Here is a 23,909-nt window from a genome sequence, read left to right as displayed (position 1 = left end):
CTCCTAAATTTAATTTTATCGTTTTAAACGACCTAAATCGCTTTTGAAAATAGTGGGTAGTATGATTGACTACCCACACCCATTGAAATCATTTTTAACCCATAAAAAGTATGCTAGAGGTTTAAATTTTCCTGTTTCATTCCTTCCTCTTCAACTCTGTTTTCAACTATTCTTTTATCTAAAATTTCTCCATACCAACAATCTACGTTTCTCATAAATCTTAAGAACTCATGTGTGTTTTTTACACTATAAGGATTTGTTGAAGATTTAGATGCTTTTTTAAACTTAAATATATCTCCAACTTTTGGCAAGTCATCCATTTTAAAATGTAAGATAAACTCTCCATTCTCTCCCCATTGTCCTGTTTTTTTAATACTTCCATCAATCATCTCTTCTTCATGTTGTATAAAATCCACACCCTTTTCTTTAAACTTCTTCTCAAAGTTTATACTAGCCATAATGTGAGCACAACATGTATCTTTATCTATTGGATAAACTGCAACTTTATGTCCATACCCAAATATCACTGGTGTGTTTTTCATTACTTTAAAGTCTAAATCTCCTGTGTGCTCAAACTCACAACACATTCTATATAAATTTTTATATTGTTCAAACTTTTTTATAAAATCTTTTTTAGGCTCGTCATTCTCTCCTACTTTTCTATCTTTTAATGTTATTATAGACATAACCATTCTCCCTTTTATCTTTTTTCGATTCCTAATCTATCAAGTAAATCAAATATTAATTCCATTGTTGTTTTATTGTAAAGTTGTGGTACTACAAAATCTACCATCTTATCAATGTCTTTAAACTTTTCTTCATCAACTTTTATTCTTCTGTATAATTCGTCAATATCTTTTTTACAAACATTTTCTCCTAATCTACTTAAAGCTTTATAAAATCTTTCAGTTTCATCAATACAACTTATGTAAAAGCTAATACAATTTGGTATGTGTTTTTTATATTCTAAAAATCCATCCTTATCAAGTATTATAATGGTTTTATCTTGTCTTATACTCGCCAAAGTAGTTCCATAAAACCATGTTCCAAATTCAGTAGCATATACTTGATGTTCTAAAAACTCACCTCTGTCATTTCTTTCTTTAAAATCTTTATTGTTAGTGAAATGATAGCTTTCGCCATCAACCTCACCTTTTCTTATAGGTCTAGTTGTAACTGTTACAACTTTATTTAACAAATATATTTCTCTCAATCTACTTGCTATGTAATCCTTTCCTACTCCAGTTCCACCTATTATTACAATGTTTTGCATTAAGATTTCACCTTTTCTTTCTTGAAGATGAATTTTGATTTCTTTCCAATTTCTACTTCGCCATTTTCGATTGCTTGGATTAAATCTTCTTCATTTAAAATACCAATAACTTTTAAATCTTTTTTATACTCACTCATTCTACACTGGTTTCCATACTTTTTACTTTCCGATAGTTCAACACATTGCCATTCGCCTTTTCCTATCATACCAATTTTTTCTTTGAATGTTAAAATCATTCCCATGTATTCCATAATTTATTCTCCTTTCTTATTCATACTTAGATTATAGCACACAAATGTGAAATCTGTCAAGTATTATTTTAATCTTCTTCTGATTTTTCTGCACACCCAACACAATTTTTAACATTACAGAATGAACAAGACATTGAGAATTTTTTAGGGAATATGTCATTTTTAATAGCAAATTTTAACATTTCTATTTTACTTACAAAACTTTCATTATAATCCTCGTCTTCAAAATTAGATACATTTATTACGTGGCACTCTTGTTTTGTTTTTAATGCACAAGAATAAATCATATAATACTCAAAATCTTCAAAGCCTTCTTTTTTCAAAAATCTTTTATAAAACAACACTTGCTCTATATTTGTGGCCTGTAAAGATTTTACTGTTTTAGAGCTTGTTTTTAACTCTAATACTATCAATTTTCCATCTAATGTATATCCACGAACGTCTGTGATATAAATTATTCCTATTTCATCATCATATTTATCAAACTTTTTAACTTCAACTTGTGCATCAACTACACCTTTGTCTACAAATATTTCTTCTATTTTCACTACCATATTATTTGCACAATTAGTCCAAGCTTCAAACATTTTTTCAACATCCTTTTTAAAAGATGAAGTTTGCACAATTTCGCTACACCACTTTTCAAATTCTTCTCTTAAACTTAACTCATCCTCTTCAATATTTTCATCATACCTTTTCTCTATTTCTACAATCTTACTTTTTGAAACTTCATTAAATATTGAGCTGTCATATTTTTTATAAAAATAAATAGGAAGTTGTTTATCAAATTCAGCCTTAAATTCGTCTACTGTTATTTCTTCTGTGCACCCATTCTTTAAATACCCTTCCATGATTTGAAATTGTGCTAAGTTGTGAGTTGTAGTTCCAAGTATAGCTGAAATTCCAAAATCATTTTCCACATTTTTTAAAATCTTATTACATTTATATTTCCACCCACAAGTGTCGTATAGTGATGTTGAGCTTGGTGATACCCAAGCTAATATCTTATCTTTTTTTTGCATTTATTTCCTCCATTTATTTTTTGTATTTTTCTGTTAAATTTAAACCTCTCTGAATAGTCCAATATTCTTTTCCTCTATATGTTTTAGTTGTATATGATTCTATAAATATTATATTTTTTTCTTTTACATGAAGAGTGTTATCATTAATTGCTACCCAAGATTCAATTCCAGTTGCAACGTTTTTAAACACTATTTTGTTAGTTTTTGGATTGTATTTTACAGCAGTTCCCATTATAACATCATGTTTTATTTCTCCTACAGTCCCCAATAAACTATATTCCCAATAATATTCCTCTAGAGCATCTGTACTAATTATATTTATCTTATCGTATATTATTTTAATCAATGGACTCTCATCCCCATCATGAAGTTTAAACGTTTTAGCTGTTTCTTTTATTGCCATATCCTTAACTAGGCTATACAATTCCATTACATTAATATCAATGTGTTTTTTTATATCTTCGTAAACAGTTGAAATCTTATCTTTATTTAATTGTTTCTTGTTAAGAGATTCATAATTCTCAACCAACCACAGCCCCTTCCTCTTGCTAACTACATCTTCAAAATACCCTATTTTTATCATGTTGGAAATATGTGTTTTCGACAACCCTCTTTCTTTCATAAGTTTATATATTACTAAAAAATCAGTACCTTTATACTCTTGTCCTATTTGATATATTGCTTCAGCTGTTTGAGCATTCAACCCTTTAACACCGAGTAATGATTGTGCGATTGAGTTTTGTGACGGTATTGCTCTGAACCCTCTATTGTCTTGACCAAACCTCATAGGGATAACTTTTATACCTTTATATCTATAAGCCTCATCTTTAAGTTTGGCCACTTTCTCAGTATCTTTTTGGTTTGACAACATTTCTAGTGTTACCTCGTAAAATTCAAGTGGGTAGTGAGCTTTGATATAAGCTGTGTAAAGTGAATCTAATGCCATTGAGTAGCTATGACTAGCATTGAATGGCATATTCACTGTTGCTTTCAACAACCGTCCAAATAGAATTTGTTTTATCTATAACCTCTTGCATCTTTTCACTTTTTATAAATGATTTTTGAGCATCAGACAACCCCATTTTTTTCATAACTTTATTTATCATTTTAATTCCTCCTTATCTAATATATCTTTAATCATTTCTTCCATCAACTTTTCTTCGAATCTCTCTTTAACTGACTCTATTACACTAATCTTTTTCTTAGATATAGCTTTCATAATTGCATACGTTTCACTCTCTGGAAATTCTAGCCATTCCATCAATTGCATTATTTGCTCTTGATAGATAATCCAAGAACCTGTTAAAAAATCACCTTGTAATAATTTATCTAAAACCTCTATATCATACTTAAATAATTCACGTTTTTCAAATGATTTATATATAGAAGCTGAACCCGGTCTTATAACAGCTACGAAATTACATAAATCCTCAACGCTTTTTGGTTTAAATGCTTTTACTTTCTCAACAGTACCACTAGACTCAACTTGGTTTAAACAAACAGTGTGTCCTTTTGCGTATAAATCCCACACTTTTTCATCATTTTGAACTTTGTCATACAGTTCGTTAGATTCAAACTGTTTAATTCCTACTCTTTTATACAAAGCATCGTTCATACCAACCACACTTACTATAAGCAAGTCATTCTTTAAATAACCAAGTTTCTCAGCCTCTCCACCAGTTATGTTAACAACCATGTCGCCAGCTGGTGATTTTAATAACCCAAATGTCCTTCTCAAATCTTCGTTTGAAAGGCAGTAAGAACACGGATGTGCAGAAAATGAATCTATTATACCCATGTAAGACTTAGATTCTTCTACTAACTTTAAATGCTCTTTATCTTTTATATAATCCTCTATTTTAGCATACTCATTGTGTTTTTTATCCAAAGTGTAGCTAGTTATGTGTTTTGACAATTCATCAGCAACTGATATATCTATATTTTTAGCTCTACAATACATTTTAAAAGCTGATTTCAAACCTAACGTACCATATGCTGTCATAAGATAACTACTGCCCTCTCCAAGTAATTCTGATTGTGCTCTTACAAAAGCGTCCCGATTCGATAAATTATGGTCTATATCAGCACAAGAGTTATTTTCTAACACTCTCGCTATTCCTAAGAATCTATCTCTCAGCATAGGAACTTTAGCTTTTAATCTATCTACAGATGTGAACCCTAGCATTTTATTTAATAAGAATGAAGTTCCACTACCTCTTCCCGATTTAGTAAGCACTCCACCATATTCAATTCCTTTTTTTATAAGATAATAGTTTGTTATGAAGTAGTCTTCTATGTTTGTATATTCTATTATATTAAACTCTTCCATCATCTCTTTTATATATGTATTCCATTTATTCTTAGGAACATCTTTTTTATATGATTCCCAACCTTCAAATATCAACTCTTTCAATTTCCCCAACTTCCACTCTCTACTTTTATCTGGAAATATAGTAGGAACTTTCATCTTAGTGTCAATCACAATCTCTTCGCTCTCTGTTAATAACAATGTATTATTTATAGCCTCTTTTATATCCACGCTACTTAACACACCTTGTTCTATAAACATGTCTTCAAACTCACTTCTGTTTGGGAAGTATAAACTCCAACCCTCTTCGTCATCATATATTAATCCTTTTGAATGAAGTAAGTATGTTCTCTCAACGGATTCCTTTTTAATCATATGTGAATCAGTACCAGCTATTAATTTTAATCCATGTTTATCAGCCAATGCAATCATTAACTCATTGTATCTCTTTTGTTTCTCAGTGTTGTGAGCTTGAACCTCTAAGAATAAATTCTCTCCAAATATATCTATTAGTTGTTCAAGTGTATCTCTTGAATTATTATTTGGATAATCTCTTAAAAAAGACCCAACACAAGCAGTTGTGCATATAACTTCGCCTTTTGGCAACTTTCTCAACAACTCTAAATCTATTCTAGGCTTGTAATAATACCCCGTCATATTCGCTTCAGACATTATATAATTCATCTCTTCCATCGCTCTTCTGGTTTTAGCTACAAGAATCAAATGTGTGTTCAAATTATCTCTTTTCCCATCTTCTTCAACAATCCTATCTCTTACAAAGTAAAATTCTCCAACATGAATATATTTCAACCCATGTTTCTTAGCTGTTAGATAACAATCAACCCAGTTTATTGTTCCACCATGTTCACAAGATGATAACCACTCATGCTCTAACTCTATGCTTCTCTCAGCATAATCTTCATTAGTACATGCACTATCCATAGTTATGATATTTGATGAACTGGTGTGTTTATGATAATTAAAATACTTATCCATAAAACCTCCTTAAATAAAAATAAGATACCTGTATCTCTACAAGTATCTTATCATACATTTATATTATTGTCAATATTTATTTCCACAAAGTTTATATTTCTTCATTCCACACAATGTATTACAGAAGAACGACCTACCATTTTGTTTATCCGTACCTAGTGGAAAATCATTATTTAGTTTTGCAGTTTGCATATCGTAGTATGTTTGCAATAACCATTGTTTAGCTTCATCTATAATCTCATCTGTCAAATCTACAAATACATAAGCGTGTTCCATAGTATCATATGTATATGAATCTACATCTCTTCTTTCAACTATTCTACTCTTGCCTTCATCTGTTAATTTTGCATATTTCATAAAGTCGAAGAATATTGTTTTAGGTCTTTTTCCATACATATATTCATATGCAATTGCGTAAAGCACCAACTGTTTTCCCTTACTCTTCTTAATATCAGCCTCAGAGAATTTAGTTGATGATTTAAAATCTCCTATGTGAATATCTCCATTCTCATCTTCTAAAACACAATCTATCCAACCTTGAAAATATAAATCTACTAGTTTTTTATCTAGTGTGGCAAATGGGAATGAACAGAATACCTCACAACCTATTACTTGGTTATTTTTTTGGAAGTTTTCAAAATACTTCCTCATATTAACCATCCATCCTTCTCTAATTTTTTCACTCGCAAATCCATATCCTTCCATGAAGATATTTCCCATCTCTTCATCAAACATCTTTGTCAGTTTGTTATTATCAACAATGTCATTTGACTCATAAATATTCTCAACCATTTCATGTGTTAAGCTCCCACCTTTTGTATAGATATTATCTCCACCTTTTAACCTATCAATCTTTCCTAGTTTCCATAAAAATGGACAATCTCTAAACTCGTTACAACTGCTGAACGATAGTAACTGAGCCTTTTCCTCTCTTAATTTTTTATAGTAAAAATTCTCTAATTTCTTTATATCCATTCTCGTTCTCCCTCTTTTACATAATATGTTGGTGTTAAATCTTTTTCAGTTGTATCAAAATCATCAACTTCTTCTAAATTAGCTATCGAAACACTTGGCTCTTTTATTTTTACACTATTGTTAAGAACAAACTCATCTCTTAGTTGTATGTTTTTTTCTTTTATTTTATACATTAGTATATTGCTTTTTTCCTCATCTGTTTTTTCATAATACTCTTTGTAAAAGTAGTTATTAGATAATATTCTAGTTAGTGCAAAATACACATACTCTGATTTATACTTTTGAGTTAAAATCTTTCTTAGTCCTAAAAGTGGTTTAGATGGGGATTTAATCCCAAATACACCACCAAACAACATTTCATTTATAAGCACATTATACATCTTGCTTTTCTCATCACTCAACTCTTTCTCAAGTGGCATCATATCATCTTTAATCTTCTTTAGATGGTTAATAATTTTTCTTTCTGAAAAACCTAGCTCAACCAACTCCGTTATAATTTGTTCAATCCCCTTGTTCACTCTTTACACCTCCACTGTATAATCTTTTATAGTTTTTATTATTAATTCTTTGTTGTTTAAATCAAACACGCAATCTTTGTGTTGTATATATTCTATATTTTCAACATCTACATATCCAACTTTGAATCCTTCATCTTTTAATCTAATAGCCATCAATTGAGTATAAGCTATTTCCAACCCCTTGTCGAGTGCTATGCAAACCTTCTCAACACCCAACTCTTTTAACAATTCTATTTGAGGTATTTTAATTGAATTCCCACCAAGAGCCAATACATTTCTTATTCCAAATTTATAACATAGCATAGGCGTTTTTTCACTTTCAACTAGTATAACAGTTTTACTTGCTCTAATATAATCACTATTAACATCAAATGGAAATAATACTTTTCCTTTTTGATAAGCAAGTGTTGGCAAATATTTAGCTATATATTCACTTGTAATATCTTTTTCATTATATCTTCCAAACACACCAACTAGTTTTCCTTTTTGTCTAATTGGAATGAGTACTCTATTGTATCTCTCAGAATATCTTATATCAAATACTGATTGAACACTAGGTGGAATACCATCTTTTATAAATAATTCAGATATACATTTTTGATAAGAGTCCAACACAGAATCATCATATTCTGTTAGTGGTTTGTCTTCATATATTCTTTCATTCTTATTATCCTCTGTTATAAAACTGCTATTACCCATATGGATTTGGATATAAGCTATGGCTGATTTAACATCGCAATTTAACAATCTCGCAACTAGCTTTATAAAATCCTCAGTTATTCCATTTGGATAATCAAAGTGAGTAAGAGCATCATCTATATATATACAATGTGCTCTCCCACTTTTATTCCCTTGTAATCCAAACTGCATTCTCTTAAAGTCTGGAGATACCAATATACTGTGAGCACCAAATTCATTTAGTATACTTTGTATCACATGTATATTTCTTGATAAAAAGAACTTTACATCATTATAGTTCATATCCAATCTCTCCTATCTTACTCCACTGTCATTTTTTATATCCCTCGTTATTCCAACCTCTTTAAAATACAAGTAACCTAAATCATATTGTAGTATTATCACATTCCCAGATTCGCCTTTTCTTTGTTTGTCGTTAAAAAAAGCATAGTATTTTTTTTCTTTATCCAGCTCTATCCCATCTGTCCATTTCATAGAATTATCTTCTTGTTTAACCCAATACGAACATTTTATCGTATCATATTCCTCTAGATGCAAGACTCTAAACATGTACATACTTGTAGCTGTTTCTTTTAATGACTTAGCTTTTCCTATACATGTAACGTCTAGGTATTTTCTCCAAGACATATGACCTGCTAATTGTGCAGTATAAACTATTTTTAATGATAAATCTTTAGATATTCCATCCATTCTTTTAGATAAATTATCCATACCTTCCCAACCACTTGTAGAATCTTCTGTTTTAAAAGTATCTAGTATTATATTTTTATACCCCAATCTTTCATGTTCCAATATAAGAGCCTCTAAATCATCCTCATTAAATCTTGGGACAAACACAAATTTTAATCTTCCTGCATATCTTTTCTCAAACTCTAAAGCATGATATTCAAGAGCCTTCATATCTTCAATACCAAGTTTACCACTATTCATAAAGTTGAAATTTTCTCTGTGAATTGATTTATGTTTTTTCTCTTTCGCAATCCTAGTTATATAAGACATTAAATATAACTGTCTAATTTCATCTTCTTCTTGTTCATTATGAATTGATAGTAATTTTTCTGTGGGCGAGTTTTCTAGAACTGGCATTGCAAACAAAGGTATTGTCAAACTTGTTTTACCTTGTCCAGAATTCGCACATATGCCCGTCAATCCTACATGTATACCTTTTGAGTATGATTGAATTAATGGCAATCCTATAAAATCAATTGTATTTTCACCTTTAACAAACATTCTTGTTTTAACATATTCTAACATCCCACTCCCCATATCTACAGACTTAGATGATGTTTTATAATTCCTAAAAGATTGTCTTGTAACACTATCAAAACTAGCTTTTACATCTTCGGCATTATTTGATTCAGCATATAAATTGCTCATATAATTATCAAATCCACCCGAACTAGCAATGCTATCATACATCTTTAAAAATCCAACATTCTTTCTAAATGTAGCAAGAGTACCATCGAAATCTGGACACTTTCTTTTTTCTGCCAAACATAATGTAGTTTTAAGTAATTGTATAGAATCTCCATCAAGTCCTTTTTCTTTTGCATATATGTCAACAACATCACCATCTATGTTTTTGTAAGCATAATTGTCATAAATATTTTGAATTGCCATGAATGCTCTTTTGTATGGTTCGTGTAGGAAATCATCTTTATCTAAATATGATTTTACTTTTGCATAATTTATGTATTCACACATACCTATTAACATCATTTGACTTGCTTGAATCGAAATCTTTTTAATCTCATCTATTTTATTTTGCATTTTAAAATCCTCCCTTATTTACAATGAAAGGTAGGTTGTTATACCTACCTTTTTATTATCTGTGTTCTATTTTTGTTTATTGTGTTCTAAATCAGAAGGGAAACTCATCAGCCATATCATCATCTGAGATTCCTGTGCTTGCCATCGACGGCTCTGGAATTGAGCTTATATTAACAGCTTCGACTTTAGGTTGTGCTACTGGAGTAGGTGTTGGTTGTGTAGCTCCACCTTTAATAATCTCTACTTCTTTTTTAATTTTATCTAACGAGTAAATCTCAAAAGCGTCTTCTCCAATTACAGCATATTGATTTCCACTATCTTTGTTAGCAACATAAGATACAAATTCTAACGATTGTTTAAATTCTCCTCTTACAGAAGTTGGGTTTATAGCTTTATATGCCGACATTGTATCAGCTTTAATTCTATCTTTTTCTTCTTGAGTAGTGGCGTTTACATATGAAATATATTCTTCAACAAATATTGGGTCATCTTTTAAATCTTCCATATCTATATCTCTTTGGATAACACCAGATTTATAAGACATGTCTGTGTTTATTGCTATATATCCTTCCGCTCCTTGTGTTTCTCCAAGTATTACTTTTTTAAATAAATCTAATTTCTTGAAGAAGTCGAATCCTTCAATTTTACCCATTCCTAAGAAATTCTTATTAGTTATATCAAGTTGCATAGGAACATAAACTGTTCTACCTTTAATCTCTTTTCCATCTCTTTTCATTGGAGTTAAATACTTGTGGTATACAGGTGCTAAAGCTTGTATCTTTAACTCATCAATCTCTTTCCCAGCGTTTTGAGCTTTTACAACCTCACCCATACCATCTAGTACAGCAGATGTGTGTAATATAATTGGAGCTACCACTCTAAACCCTTCTTTAAACTCTCTCTTTTCGTTTGCATTTCTTATTGTTATTGAGTTTAAATCAATATTTAAATCTACCTTAGTTGCATCTTGATTAGGTTCAAACTTCATATTTCCATTGATAATTACTTGCTTACCAATTAACATAGATTTATTTTCATATAATTTAGTTGCGTATCTACCAGTTGTTATTTCATCTAAATGATATAAGCATTCTTTTTTACCATCTGGAAGCACGTTTCCTGTAAATTCTCTAACCGTTTTTCTATCCATTATTTTTTGAGTTGCTGGATTGTATTTTGCTGGGAATATTTCAGAGAATATTGCTTTTCCATCATCACCTTTTAATATATCTCCATTTCCATCAATCGCAAATGCCTTTACTTTGTTCCAAATGTACTCAGTTTCTTTTTTATCTCCATCTAACGTACATCCCATAACTCTAATTTTCTGTGTTGTCCCATTAACTTTTAATGTTATAGTTGTTATTGTTCCAACCCAAGTAGGCACTCCATTTTTACCTTCTTTTTTAGAAACTTTATTGACATCTGCTTCTATATTTGTAATAGTTCCATAAACTTGAACCATCTTATTTGTTTTTGTTAAAACCTCTAATCCTTTTAATTTAACTATTTCTGACATATATTCCTCCTAAGTTATTGTTTTTATAGTTTGTGTGGGTGGAGTTTCACCACCCACATTATTTATTTTATAAACAAGTTTCTTTCATTTGTAACAACATATCCATTGATAATAACTCTACTTTTCCAAGATGTGCTCCATTTATACCTTTATCAGCACAGAATTGCTTTAATTTGTTTGCAACCTCAACATTTTTCTTAGCTTCTTCTAAAATCGTTTTATGAAGAGTGAATTTGGCATCAACCTCACTAGATTCTTCTGTGAACGATGAAGCAGATTCTATATTATCGTTATGAGATGCAACTTTGAAATCAGATGATTTAGATTCGTTGTTTATAAAAGCTTGGTACTCCATTATATCGAAGTGATTAATCCTATCTCCTTCTTTATGTATTCCAGTACAATCTTTTTCAAATGTCATTTCAATCGCACCATCTTCTGTTTTTTTAGTGTGTAAGTTAAGATTAGTTTCATACCCTAAGAATTTGAATGAAGTAGCATCTATAATATCATATCCTAAATCTTTCATAACTAACTTTTTCTTTCCATTTTCAATTGTCTCAACAGTTTCTTTTGCATCTTTAGCTCTACACACAAATACAACGTGTTTTCCTGTTACAGCTAGTAAATCTCTTATCATCTTTTTAGCTTGCATTGATAGTTTGCTATAATCTAATAATTGAAGACCCATATTCTCAAGAGCCATCTCTTTTTCATCACCAGTGATACCCTCTTTTTTAATTTTTATATTAGTTCTTCTTTCGACTATGTTAAATCTACCTTCTGTATACATGTCTGAAATCACTGATAGTGAGTCAATTACGATTACATCTGCAACAAATGGTTTTCCATCTGCATCTAACTGAGCCTCATTTGTAAACACCTCTTTTTGAACCACCTTCTTGGCAAAAGTTTTAGGGTCTACAATCTCGACATCTTTAAACTCAGACTTCATAATTGGTTTCCCTTGTGTGAATCTATCAATTAGTATTTGAATGTTTTCAAGGTTTCTAGTTCTCTCCTCTAGAATATTCATTGTGTCAACACCTTGTTCTACCAAGTAATTCTCGTTAAATCCCTCAATAGCTTTGTATTCTGTGTCAATCAATAGAACTTTTAAATTCTTACCATCTTTACCTTTTAATCTTGCAAACTGTGCTCCTATGTTCGATTTTCTTGTCGCTGGTTTTCCATACACCATAACCTTCATAGAGTATTGTGTGCTTCCAAGTATTCTTCTTGCCATTGTCCTTCCTCCTGTTTTCTCTTTTTCAAACAACTCTTCGTTGCTTACATATACATAATATCATACTTTTTAAATATTGTCAACCATTTTTTTTAAATATTTAAAAAATTTTATTCCATTTGCTTCTGGTAACATTTTTTTATCAAAACCCTTGACTGTTTCTTTGAACAAACTCACATCTATCATATCATCGTAATCTTCTCCGAATGATTCTGAGCTAAAAGCAAACTGTACTTCTGTCATAACATTGTAAAAACTTTCCAATTTAGCGAATATTTTTATATCACCATCACATCTTCTCACCAGTTCGTTTACAGTCCAACACGTATCACACATTAATTCTTCTTTTATATTTAAAAACTCTAAATACAAAGTCTTGTTTGAGTTTTTAATATCCCCAAGTGAATAATCCGATATGCAAAAATCTACATTGTTTGGTTTGAAGTAATGTGGTCTTTGTCTTATTTTTCCATCCTTGTCTATAAACATACATAAAATTATATTCTTCATTTAAACCTCCTCGTATTGCAATCTTTTTTCTTTTATATATTTTTTAACAATTCTTCTAACTACAGTGTGAATCTCGTGAGTATAGATTACTGGGAATCTTTTTGACACATCTATCAATCTGTCATAATAAGTAGCTTCGGGATTCTCGTAGAATGAAATCTTCTTCATAACTTTCAACTTGGCAAAATGACCTTGCATTTCACGTGTTGATTGATTATAAACTATATAAAAATCCAATCCATTATCTTCGGCTCTCTGTAATTCAGCCGTAAATCGCTTCCAACTAGAGTACAGGGTAGAATTCATATCAGAATCTCTCTTTAGCTCTATAGCTAGATTACACTCTTTCCACGTGTCTCCATTATCAAGCGAATACATTATACCAACATCACCTGTTGAAGTATTTACTTTATTCCCATTTTTATCCAAAGATTTAAAAGGGGTATGAACTTCATACCCACTAATCATAACTTTTTCCGAATTGTATTTTTTGTCAAATTTAAATTGGGATTCTACCCATTCAGTCTTTTGTTCTCGTGAGTCAATTATGAGTTTGACCATTATGTTTTTCTTAGCCATTTAAAACCTCCTATTTTTAGTCTTAATACATTATACCACATAACGTGCGTATTGTCAAGCATTCTAAATAAAAAAGAGCCGTTAGGCTCTATTAAAATAGTGTCAATATCTTCTCTTTATCTTTCGGCTCTTCTTTTTTAATTTTTAACATTCCCTCTTCAACATACAATCTTTGGGCTAGTTCCTCCATTCCAATATTTGTCAAAGAAAAAGTCTCTGTTTTATTAAAACCTATTGTTTGATGGTATTTAAATATATTCTTCATCTCATTGTGTTTAGAGAATAAGCTAGTTGGATAGTAATTTTCATCTAACATTTTTGATTTTTTCATATTATCTAAGAATTGAGTATATACATCTTTGATAGTTGGAAACATCTGTTCTAAGTAAGTTTTTAACGACTGTGATTTTCTAGTGTTGTTTATTAAGATATTAGAGAAATTCTCGTTTTGTTGCGAAATCTCTTTTACTCGAGTAATTAACTTGTTGTATTGCTCTTCTGATATATGGTCTTCATTTATATAGTAGTTATTTTTTCTTATAGAAGGAAGCACTTCTGAGAATACCCACTTTTGGAACTCCTTAGCTCCATCTAAGGTGCTACCAAAAACTAATTGGTATAACCCACACTCGTTGATAAATGTTACATTATTATTTACAATTATTTCAGATGTGCTCTCTGCACACATCCCAGTGTTTTCAATGGTTTTCACATACATTTTGTTTTTATTCTCTTCCCAAACAATAGAACCTCTCTCACCCCATCTTCTAAGAGGCTTACTTTTCTCTGAATACCCTAAGAGTTTCACCATATCTTTACCGATAAACCATTCCTTACCTTCGATTTCATAAACATGTATTTCTATACCTAATCTTGCATTTTTAAATTCCTTACCTATCAACTTCATTCTAATCCTCCTTATTTTTGTCATCAGATTTGCTACTCAACACAATTGAATAAAACATAGCTTCTTTTATATATAATTTATCCAACAATGTTTCATATGTTTTCGTTTTCAGATACTCTTTCAAAGAGTATCTATTTTTAGTACAATTTAATACTAGTTAATGATATTATATTGGCAAACAAATATGTTCGGTTCTAGTTCCACCAAACTTGGTGGTAGTGTTTTAGAACACTTTTTATAAGAATCTAGTGTGTTATTCTTTATTCTATCGAATCTCAAAGATTTATATCTTTCGTTTACAAAGCCTAAAGACCTTCTAATGAAAATTCTAATTCACCATCTTTTTCCACAACCCTTATTTCCATATCCTCTTTTACAAATTTTTCAATATTCATTTTTACTCCTCCTATTTAATTTTGATATCCCAAGTATATCACACCAATTTTAGTATGTCAACATTTATTTTATATAAATAAAAAAGAGCCAAAAGGCTCTTGATTATTTTCTCCAATCGTTGCTTGTTTTAAACTCATCTATTAATTCTTTTACTTGTGATTTAGTCGGATGTCTTTTGCACAAATGCCATCTCTTTTCCTCTTCACAGAACATTTTTATATCACACTTTGGCACTAAGTAATTTTCAGCAATCCAAATCCACTGCTCATCCTTAGTTTCTTTTATAGCTTTTTTGAGTTCCATACAAAACTTCCTAGCTTCATGGTAAGCACAAGTACACGCTCTAACATTAAATATGTGCATTAACTCTCTCAGTCCTATCTTCATAACACCTTTTGTGTTGTAAGCTAATGGGATTATATTCGAAAAATCTTCAACAGGGACACCTAACTCTTTCATTCCTTTGACAGTGTTTGATATTTGAGTCATACCTTTATCCCAAACTTCTTTGGCTTCTTTATTTTTCAAGATAGAAGGAGGTGTTTGATATTTAAAATCCTCCATATCAACATACCTAGTAGACTCCTGTAGCCCAGTTAAATGTATGTGTCTGAATATTTCTCTCATAACTTTTCCACTAAACTCACTAAATTCAAAATGAATATCTGGAAACTCAGCCACTCTATGATGACCCTCTTTTAAACATTGTTCAGCTATTCTTTTAAACCACTTCTCGTTCGTTGTATTGTAGCAATACCCAGCAGATTTACCCATCATATTCATTGGATTCTTTGTATAATCAGTTATCTTTATCATTTTTATATTCCTCCCATTCTTCTTTTCATATTTATTCCCCATAAAGCTCTTAGGAATGTATTTCTTTTTTCTACATCATTTTTTTCAGATGCGAATTGCAAAGCATCTTCATCATATAAAACTATCAGATTTTTACTTGCTCTAGACATAGCTGTGTACACAGAATTTCTACTTAATACAAAGCTATGACTTGAATCAAATACAACTATGACATTACTCAAACTAGCACCTTGTGATTTATGTATAGATATGGCGTACGATAACATAGTTTCAGTCATTAGTGTGAATTCATTATATTTTATATACACATTTGGCTCATCAACTTTTTGACATCTATACATTTTTATCTCTCTACCATTTTTGTATTCTGATTTTAATTTATCAACCAATCTTATACGCTCACCATTAAATATCCCAAGTCTAGAGTTATTTTTTGTGTGCATTAAATAATCACCAAGCTTGTATTTTTTATATCTATCCTCATATATAACATTTCCTTTTGAGAATACTTCTTGTATATGATTATTTATAACATTGTTACCAAATTCTCTTATATTGAGAGGTGATAGTATAAAAGTTTCATCCAATTTTAATTTTTTAGATTTAATTATATCTTCTATCTGACCAGTGAAATTTGATTTATTCAACTTTATAAACTCAACACCTTTATGCTTTTTTTCTAGTTGATTAGAGTCATAATCCCCATGTTTTGTAAACATCTTACACATATGTGATATTGCTGAGTCTTTTTGAGAACGCATAATTTCTATTAGGTGAGTTACATTTCCATTTATCATATCACTCTCTATTAAGTTAATCATATCTCTGAAACAACAACCCTCAGAGATTGGAATTAATTGGCTTATATCTCCTATGAACAGTAGTTTTATAGGTGCTTTGTGTATCATTTCAAAAATCATCCTAAAGTGTTCTAATGCACACATTGAAACTTCGTCTATTATTATCCAGTCAGAGTCAATTTTTTCTTCTCTCATAATGTAGTCGGCATAGTATTTCCTATGAATAGTCATCGATTCTCTTTTTGTTGCATTTGACAATACTTTTGACGAACACCCAGTAGGTGTTAGTAGCTCATATGTTTCACCTAGTTCATCTAGCACATCTAATATTGCTCTAGTCGTATATGACTTACCAGAATTTCCAGTTGCAAATTCTATGCCATTATATTTAGCTAAAAAATATCCAGTTGTGGTTGTGAAACAAAACATTTCTTTTTCAGTTTTATTTTTTTCACTTATTTCTATACTAACAACTCTCTTTTTCTCTAATCCACTCTTTCTGTTTTTGAATATTTGTATCTCTATAACATCGTTTTCAAAATCTAACTCATTTATCATTTCAAATGTTCTTTTTATAAGAATCAATCCGTTTTTATACAATATATTCTTATGCTCTGTTGATACCGTTATCTTGCTTCCACATTCTAGTACTATATCAAAAAACATTGATTTTTCGTATCTATGATATTTTAATGGCATCTCAAATTTATATCTTTGCACAACATCATTGTAATCTATTTCTGATACCATTATTTCTTGTCCATTCCATTCAGATATCTTTATCCAACCATTCTTGGTTAAAACTTCAGTGTCTTTTGTGCAACACCCACCTAATCCACTGAGTATGTTTACTTTTCCATGAGGAATCTCTGTAAATGCTTTTCTTTGCTTTTCGTTTAAAGGAAATTCTAATCTTTTCTCAACTACATCAATAGCATTATTTATTTCTTCTTCACTTTTATTTTCAAACATATTTGCTCTTTTACACAACTCAACTAATCCTTGCTCTGTGTTCTTCCACCACTCCAATGTAATATAAAAAGGCTTTACATTATTCCTTTTTAACATCTTATCGTACATCAAATATCCACATTTAGACTCATTTTCTTTTATAATATTTTCTATATTAGTCCTATCTTTTCTTTCTAGTATATTCATAGCTTCGTCTAAAACAGATGATAGTTCCACTATAGTATTTCCGTTTGCTACTAATTCTATAGCATATTTTATACACCCAACAACCCTGTGATTCGAATACATGTCAAATCTAATCTTATTAGCTAATTCATCACACCTTTTAAATCCAAATCCAGTAACTTCCATGATTTCATATGGATTCATGCAAAATTTCTCAAACCAATCTTCTTTTTTAGAATAGAAAATTTTTATACAATCTAAGGTTTGTTGTGATATTTTTGTTTTCTTGCTAAGTTTTTTAATATCCTCTGAGTATTTACTCATTTTTTATAACACCTCCTATTTAACATTTATATTGTAGCATATATTTATGTATTTTGTCAAGATTTTTATTAAAATAAAAAAGAGCCGAATGGCTCTCTATTTATTAAAGTATTCCGTTGGAAGCATAGTTATATTTTCATCTATATATTTTGTAGTAGAATCTAATTTCCACGTTATTTGATATCCAGTGTGACCACCATTTGAAAATGGTCTCTCTACCCCATACTTCTTTCCTAATTCTGTCAATACAAATTTTTGCATAGAAGTAGTCCCTCTAGTTTGCAACCCTAATAATATGAAAGATTCATTTGTTTTGTTTCTTTTTATATCAAACGATTTTGCGATACTACTAGCTGTATGATACTCCTCTTCATCTACTTTCGAAATAACCTTTTTAATCTCATTAAAGTCGTAGTCAATCATCTTTGACGTTTCATTTATAGTAGTTGCTAACACAAGCTCTTTGGGTATATTTAATCCTATTGTGTTAAAAACATCCATCATACACTTCGAGTTATCAGCCAATAATTGCATTGGACTTAACTCTTTGTAACTTGGTTTTATTATCTGCTCTTTTTCACCTAAAGCTATTGACAAAACCTCTTTAACAATTTGCTTAGCTATTTCCGACTCTGTTAATTGGAACGCTACGAATAATACTGATTTTGCTGAATGAAGAACCATTCCTTGTGAGTTTATTTTCGCATTGGCATCTTGCCAACTCGACTTTAATTCTGAATGAGTGTATTTTCTAGAGCCTAATTCCTCCAGTATCTCTTGTTTTCTCTTCCAAATACCAGTTTGTATTGAATCCACTCCAACTCCATAAAACTCAGCTACTTGTTCATGACTAACCCCTCCAACCGAATCTACAAACTTAATTGCCTTAAATCTTTTAATCATCTCCATAGCTTTTTCATTTGTTGTGTCTCCTATTATAGACAAACCTTTTGCTTCTTTTAACTTCGCACTCATTCAAAACCTCCGTTTATATTTTGTACAAGTATTCCTTGTATCTTGAACTAAGTATAGCACACAAATTACGAATTTGTCAAATTAATTTTTTAGAAATAAAAAGAGGGTATTTCTACCCTCATAAAATAAAACTTTTATTTATATAACTTTCCATTCGCTATGTATTAGATGATTTTTGTTTAAATAACAACCTCTTACGTCATTTCCTTTTATATCAAAATAATTTTTTAATTCTAAAACAGTTTTAAATTTAATCTTCTTTTTCGTAAAAATATTCTCAACAACTATTTCTTCGCATGTATTTATGAAATTTTGGTAAGAACTACTTTCTTTTATATCTATTTTTTCTATAAGTTCAAATTTCATATCTTTGTAAACAGAGTTGTTTTTTATAAAATTAGACACCATTGTTTGCTTTATTCCATATTTTTTAGAAAAAGAAGTTTGATTATCGAATATAAAACTATTCCCTGTTTCTAAAAATGTAACCTTAAATAAAGTTGGACTCTTGTCAACCTTAGGATTTTCTACTAGCAAGACCATTTTTTTATCAAGATTTTCATAATACTCTTCATCTGTACATTTTGTGTATATATATTTTTTGCTTCTAGTTTTATATATTCCTCTTTTATAAACTTTAGATATGTGAGATAAATCTGTGTTTTCAACACACCTTTCGCATTCTCTTAAAGAACCATAAACTCCAACAATTTCATGTGTTTTTGCATCTAATACTTTTATCTTTACCGAATCTTTGTTTTCATCTCCAAATATAGAAACAGAACAACCATCTTCCCACGATTTTCTAGTATTTTCTTTATTTGTTGTCCAATATAAATTTTCAGCTCTATTGTCTGTTTTTATATTATTATAGTGTCCAACAATTGAGTTGTGTTTTGGCTTTTCTCCATTAAAAGCTCTACATATCAATATGTGCATTCTGTATCCTTTTGATTTTTCTGAATCAGACGATAGATGTACATAGCGATATCCATTGTGAGAATTTATACTTCCCAGTAAAAATTCGTTTTTTATTTTAGAAAACACACTACCGTCTCTGTAAAAAACATATTTCGAAAACCCTATTTTATCCCCATTTACAAAATCATTAATCAATTAAAACCACCTCTTTTGAATTTACAACTTTAAACATTTTTTGATTATCAGAGCCTCTAAATTTTTTAATCGTTGGCTTCGTTTTGTCAAACCTTCCTTCAATCAATATGTCACAATTTGGAATTTTCTCAAGTTCTTCTATTGTATATCCAGTCCAAACCCAAATATCTTTGTTTTTAAAGTTTTTTTTGACATATTCGCATATCTCAAACACTTTATCTCTATTTTTTTGATGAAGTGCCTCTCCACCTAAAATAGACAATCCTTTAATATGCTTGTCAGATAGCAATTTTTTTAACAAATAAAAATCTTCATTTTTAAATTCTTTTCCACTTTCAAAATTCCAAGATTCATAATTATGACACCCTACACACTTCAAATCACATCCTGCCACCCACAAAGTAACTCTCGCTCCGTCTCCATTATTAAAATCACATGAATCTATTTTTATATAATTCATTTTTAAACCTCCTATTAAAATTAAAGAGATAGGTTTTACCCTACCTCTTTTTACATTGAAATTCTATCTTTTACATTGTGCATCATTGCATCATTAAGAGTTCTATCTCCACGTCTTCTGCTAAAACCTAAGTATCCAGTAACTCTGTTTATTTCATTTATACTTTCACTTCCACACTTTGGACAATTTTCGCCAAAATCATTTCCTGTATTTCCACAGTCTTCGCAATAACAAGCGTTAAAATTTACTCCTTGATAAAAACCTTTCTCCAAACCTCTTAGAATTGTGTGTTTTAAACCTTCAAAATTAGAAGGATTTGTTATTCTAACATATTGTATATGACCACCTTCCGATTTTTTGAATAACTTTTCTTCAGCATCTTGTTTTTCAAAAGGATTTATTTCTTCTCCTACCCACATGTGATTAGAGTTTGTGAAATATTCTTTATCAGAAACACCTTTTATAACTCCGTATTTATTTCTGAATTGCCTAACTTGAGTTCCACACAGGCTTTCAGCGGGAACATTGTAAATTGCATATAAATGTCCATCTTCTTTTTTATAAAAAGACACTCTTTCGTTTATATAATCCATAACTTCATTTGCAAAAACTTGGTTTTCTAAAAGTCTTTTCCCATTATGTAAAACTTGCAGTTCATTAAGAGCAGTTATTCCGAAACTTGCAGTAGCATGTTTTAATAAAGGTTTTATACAGTCTTCTGGCTTTAAATTTCCACCGTAAGCTCCACCTTGAATAAACATCAAAGGATTCGAAGAAGCCTTTGCTTTTCCAACATAATCGTACCTTTGAATCCATAGTTCTCTAATCATTTGTAGATAGTATTCTAAAACTTCATAGAAATCTTTTTTTTCTTCTTTTGCTTTTATATAAATCATCGGTAAATTTAATGAATTTGCACCTATATTAAATCTTCCAGTAAACACAAGTTCGTTTGTGCTTGGCTCTCTATAATTCGATAAAAACGCTCTACAGCCCATAGGTGATACGTATTTACCTTCTCTTCTGTGTCCTTTTCCTATGTAATCTGGGTACATACACTTAGATGAACATTTTATAGACAAATCAAATAACCACTCAAATTTACATCCACCATTATGTTTTTCTTCGTGGTGTAAAAATACTAGCTTTGGAAATATCATAGTTTTTTTCTTTCCACTTTTTCCATGTCCTTCCATTCTAACCTCTAAAATAGCTTTAGATACGTCTGCTTCGTATTCGTTATCACAGTTACCAAAACTAAACGTTGTAAATGGATAACTACCCCTAGCACTAACAACCGTGTTTAACATTACTTCTAATCCTTGAAGCGATTGTTTTAAGTCGTTGTAAGCATCTTTTCTTGCAAAAATTTTGTAATCTACAACTCCCATTTCTTTGTACTTATTCTCGTATTTTACAATAGTTTTTTCGTAATACGGAGATAAAACTTTATCTATTTCTGGTACGGTATGACCTCCAAAATGTTGTGCAGATATAACCATTACAACATCTCCAACTTGACCAACAGCCGTTCTTATGTCTTTTGGTTCGTTATAATGAACATCTTCCATTTCAAATCCATCTTTTAATATATTTCCAACATCACTTAAACAACAATTAAATTGTGGCAAAAGCATATCTTTAAGGTCATGCACATAAATATATCCGTCTTTTATAGCCTGTATAACATCTTTGTTTAAAAACATCTTTTGATACATTTCTTTTGCGAATATTTGTGCTACTTCAGTCCTTTTGGTTGAAATATATCTTGTATTTGAGTTGGAGTTTTCTCTATCTACTTCATTAAGTGTCTTTTTTACTTGATTTTCTATATCATCCATTAAAGCGTATCCGAAATCTTTTTTATAATTTCTATAATTCATATAAGAAATTGCTGTTTCTTTGTTTGTTAAAATCAAAGCTTTTTCTACTAAGTTGTGCAATTTTTCTACAGAAACTACATTGTCATTTATATCTCCAATAACGTTCCTAACAACTTCTTCCTTTTGAGTATCTAATAAATGAACACCAACTCTATTAGCACTCTTATCTATCGCAGTAAATATTTTATCTTTATTAAAACTTTCTGTTGTTCCATCTTTTTTTGTAACTATGATATTCAATTATCACTTCACTCTCCTTTATATCCAACCATAACCCATACACAGCTCACACGCATTATGTATGCTCTCATAGTCGGTAATCATTATCTTTTCTTTTTTTCCACTGGCCTCAATGAATACAAACATAGTTTCATCGGCCAATATTTCTACATTCCTTAATATTACTCCACCTAAATCTACAAATCTTTCAAACATTTCCATGTATTCATGTACTTGTAAATCTTTCATTTCTCCTCTAAGTTTCATGATTCAAACCACACCACTCCTTTCTAATCTTTATTGCCACGTGTGTGACGGATTATATTCCAAAAATCTATCTTTCAAATCTTTTTATTATTTCTTGCATATCTGTTTCAAACAATACACACGCAATCTCATATAATTCTGGAATCATACCCAACCCTCTGTCTATAAAATCCATTTTATTTTTTATCTTAGGTTTTATGGCCAATGTAGTTTCAGACTCCAATCTTCTATTCAAATTCATGTGATATTTCAACTCAAATTCTTTATACAACAAGTTGTATCTGTCTTTATAATTTTTAGTATTATTCTTCACAACTTGTGTGATTCTTTGCCTTTTAGTAGCTAGGTCAATATCTGTTACTAATCCAATTATAACATCTTCTTTATGCTCAACTTCTTTTGTAAGCGACTTGTTTTCTAATTGTAAGTTAGAAATATTAGTTTTACACTCTTCAATTGTCTTATTTGCAATTTGTAATGCTCTAGCCATTACTTGAGTCGGGTCATTCCAAGCCTTTTCTATTTCTATGAAATACTTTCTAAATTGCATACCTTTTTCATTTCTAGCCAACATACATAACTGTTTTGCCATCTCTATTGAAATAATATGATTAATCTGCTCTCTTTTTACTAATCTCGAACCTTCTTTTTTTTGAGCAAGTTCGTTTACATCAACAAAATCAATATCTTCCACAAATCCATATTCAACCATTCTTCCAAACCAATCTAAGTACTTCGATTTTACCTCTAATTTCTCATGTAATTCTCTACCACTAACAACTTGTTCAAATTTATCATTAGTGTTTATTGTTATTAATTCCATACACCACTCTCCTTTTATTTTGTTATATCCACATTATACCATACTTTCATATACTATGTCAAGCATTTTGATAAATAAAAACGAGCCTGTAGGGGAACAGGCTCTAAAAGGGGAGGTTTC

General features: G+C 30.3%; 24 protein-coding genes. All 24 read right to left on the bottom strand.

Annotated elements, in window-relative coordinates; all coding sequences use genetic code 11:
* Window positions 1–113: 113 nt before the first annotated feature.
* Window positions 114–686, bottom strand: a complete 573-nt coding sequence (locus ACRDDY_RS04190; protein WP_438563715.1) for a hypothetical protein — start codon at window positions 684–686, stop codon at window positions 114–116.
* Window positions 687–700: 14 nt separating this feature from the next.
* Window positions 701–1,273, bottom strand: a complete 573-nt coding sequence (locus ACRDDY_RS04185) for a hypothetical protein (protein ID WP_438563714.1) — start codon at window positions 1,271–1,273, stop codon at window positions 701–703.
* Window positions 1,273–1,524: a hypothetical protein gene (locus tag ACRDDY_RS04180; RefSeq protein WP_438563713.1), complete on the bottom strand. Its 252-nt coding sequence runs from the start codon at window positions 1,522–1,524 to the stop codon at window positions 1,273–1,275. The genes ACRDDY_RS04185 and ACRDDY_RS04180 overlap by 1 nt, the downstream gene beginning before the upstream one ends.
* Before the next feature lie 68 nt (window positions 1,525–1,592).
* Window positions 1,593–2,546 (bottom strand): PD-(D/E)XK nuclease family protein, encoded by a 954-nt coding sequence (locus tag ACRDDY_RS04175; protein WP_438563712.1) that lies wholly within the window; start codon window positions 2,544–2,546, stop codon window positions 1,593–1,595.
* A gap of 13 nt (window positions 2,547–2,559) precedes the next feature.
* A complete protein-coding gene (locus ACRDDY_RS04170; RefSeq protein ID WP_438563711.1) occupies window positions 2,560–3,540 on the bottom strand; it encodes a hypothetical protein in 981 nt (326 codons plus the stop codon).
* Window positions 3,506–3,652, bottom strand: coding sequence for a hypothetical protein (locus ACRDDY_RS04165; RefSeq protein ID WP_438563710.1), 147 nt, complete (start codon window positions 3,650–3,652; stop codon window positions 3,506–3,508). Before ACRDDY_RS04165 ends, ACRDDY_RS04170 begins: the two co-directional genes overlap by 35 nt.
* Window positions 3,649–5,850 (bottom strand): PHP domain-containing protein, encoded by a 2,202-nt coding sequence (locus ACRDDY_RS04160; protein ID WP_438563709.1) that lies wholly within the window; start codon window positions 5,848–5,850, stop codon window positions 3,649–3,651. The genes ACRDDY_RS04165 and ACRDDY_RS04160 overlap by 4 nt, the downstream gene beginning before the upstream one ends.
* 69 nt (window positions 5,851–5,919) lie before the next feature.
* Window positions 5,920–6,825: a PD-(D/E)XK nuclease family protein gene (locus ACRDDY_RS04155; RefSeq protein ID WP_438563708.1), complete on the bottom strand. Its 906-nt coding sequence runs from the start codon at window positions 6,823–6,825 to the stop codon at window positions 5,920–5,922.
* Complete coding sequence (locus ACRDDY_RS04150; RefSeq protein ID WP_438563707.1) at window positions 6,816–7,343, bottom strand: hypothetical protein; 528 nt, start codon at window positions 7,341–7,343, stop codon at window positions 6,816–6,818. The genes ACRDDY_RS04155 and ACRDDY_RS04150 overlap by 10 nt, the downstream gene beginning before the upstream one ends.
* A 3-nt stretch (window positions 7,344–7,346) precedes the next feature.
* Window positions 7,347–8,324, bottom strand: coding sequence for a hypothetical protein (locus ACRDDY_RS04145; protein ID WP_438563706.1), 978 nt, complete (start codon window positions 8,322–8,324; stop codon window positions 7,347–7,349).
* Window positions 8,325–8,336: 12 nt separating this feature from the next.
* Complete coding sequence (locus ACRDDY_RS04140; RefSeq protein WP_438563705.1) at window positions 8,337–9,812, bottom strand: hypothetical protein; 1,476 nt, start codon at window positions 9,810–9,812, stop codon at window positions 8,337–8,339.
* 91 nt (window positions 9,813–9,903) lie between these two features.
* Entirely contained in the window at window positions 9,904–11,331 is a 1,428-nt protein-coding gene (locus ACRDDY_RS04135; protein ID WP_438563704.1) for a hypothetical protein, read from the bottom strand.
* 67 nt (window positions 11,332–11,398) lie between these two features.
* Window positions 11,399–12,577 carry a hypothetical protein gene (locus ACRDDY_RS04130; RefSeq protein ID WP_438563703.1) on the bottom strand — a complete coding sequence of 393 codons (1,179 nt, stop codon included), beginning with the start codon at window positions 12,575–12,577 and terminating at the stop codon, window positions 11,399–11,401.
* A gap of 69 nt (window positions 12,578–12,646) precedes the next feature.
* Window positions 12,647–13,087 (bottom strand): hypothetical protein, encoded by a 441-nt coding sequence (locus ACRDDY_RS04125; RefSeq protein WP_438563702.1) that lies wholly within the window; start codon window positions 13,085–13,087, stop codon window positions 12,647–12,649.
* On the bottom strand, window positions 13,088–13,666 hold the full coding sequence (locus tag ACRDDY_RS04120; protein ID WP_438563701.1) for a hypothetical protein: 579 nt from the start codon (window positions 13,664–13,666) through the stop codon (window positions 13,088–13,090).
* A gap of 91 nt (window positions 13,667–13,757) precedes the next feature.
* Window positions 13,758–14,573 (bottom strand): BRO-N domain-containing protein, encoded by an 816-nt coding sequence (locus tag ACRDDY_RS04115; RefSeq protein WP_438563700.1) that lies wholly within the window; start codon window positions 14,571–14,573, stop codon window positions 13,758–13,760.
* 498 nt (window positions 14,574–15,071) lie between these two features.
* Entirely contained in the window at window positions 15,072–15,785 is a 714-nt protein-coding gene (locus ACRDDY_RS04110; RefSeq protein WP_438563699.1) for an FAD-dependent thymidylate synthase, read from the bottom strand.
* 2 nt (window positions 15,786–15,787) lie between these two features.
* The gene (locus tag ACRDDY_RS04105) at window positions 15,788–18,046 is read right to left on the bottom strand and encodes an AAA family ATPase (protein ID WP_438563698.1); all 2,259 of its coding nucleotides are present in this window, start codon (window positions 18,044–18,046) and stop codon (window positions 15,788–15,790) included.
* A 96-nt stretch (window positions 18,047–18,142) separates the two neighbouring features.
* Window positions 18,143–19,021: a hypothetical protein gene (locus ACRDDY_RS04100; protein WP_438563697.1), complete on the bottom strand. Its 879-nt coding sequence runs from the start codon at window positions 19,019–19,021 to the stop codon at window positions 18,143–18,145.
* 138 nt (window positions 19,022–19,159) lie between these two features.
* Window positions 19,160–20,137, bottom strand: coding sequence for an HNH endonuclease signature motif containing protein (locus ACRDDY_RS04095; RefSeq protein ID WP_438563696.1), 978 nt, complete (start codon window positions 20,135–20,137; stop codon window positions 19,160–19,162).
* The gene (gene nrdG, locus ACRDDY_RS04090; RefSeq protein ID WP_438563695.1) at window positions 20,130–20,597 is read right to left on the bottom strand and encodes an anaerobic ribonucleoside-triphosphate reductase activating protein; all 468 of its coding nucleotides are present in this window, start codon (window positions 20,595–20,597) and stop codon (window positions 20,130–20,132) included. The genes ACRDDY_RS04095 and nrdG overlap by 8 nt, the downstream gene beginning before the upstream one ends.
* Window positions 20,598–20,647: 50 nt before the next feature.
* The gene (nrdD, locus tag ACRDDY_RS04085; RefSeq protein ID WP_438563694.1) at window positions 20,648–22,720 is read right to left on the bottom strand and encodes an anaerobic ribonucleoside-triphosphate reductase; all 2,073 of its coding nucleotides are present in this window, start codon (window positions 22,718–22,720) and stop codon (window positions 20,648–20,650) included.
* An 18-nt stretch (window positions 22,721–22,738) separates the two neighbouring features.
* Complete coding sequence (locus tag ACRDDY_RS04080; protein WP_438563693.1) at window positions 22,739–22,948, bottom strand: hypothetical protein; 210 nt, start codon at window positions 22,946–22,948, stop codon at window positions 22,739–22,741.
* 85 nt (window positions 22,949–23,033) lie between these two features.
* Window positions 23,034–23,789, bottom strand: a complete 756-nt coding sequence (locus tag ACRDDY_RS04075; RefSeq protein ID WP_438563692.1) for an antA/AntB antirepressor family protein — start codon at window positions 23,787–23,789, stop codon at window positions 23,034–23,036.
* Window positions 23,790–23,909 lie beyond the last annotated feature (120 nt).

This window comes from Clostridium sp. (genome assembly GCF_051656525.1).
Lineage (GTDB): Bacteria > Bacillota > Clostridia > Clostridiales > Clostridiaceae > Clostridium.
Note: the sequence above shows the minus strand (reverse complement) of the source record. Positions and strands in the feature narration are given on the sequence as shown.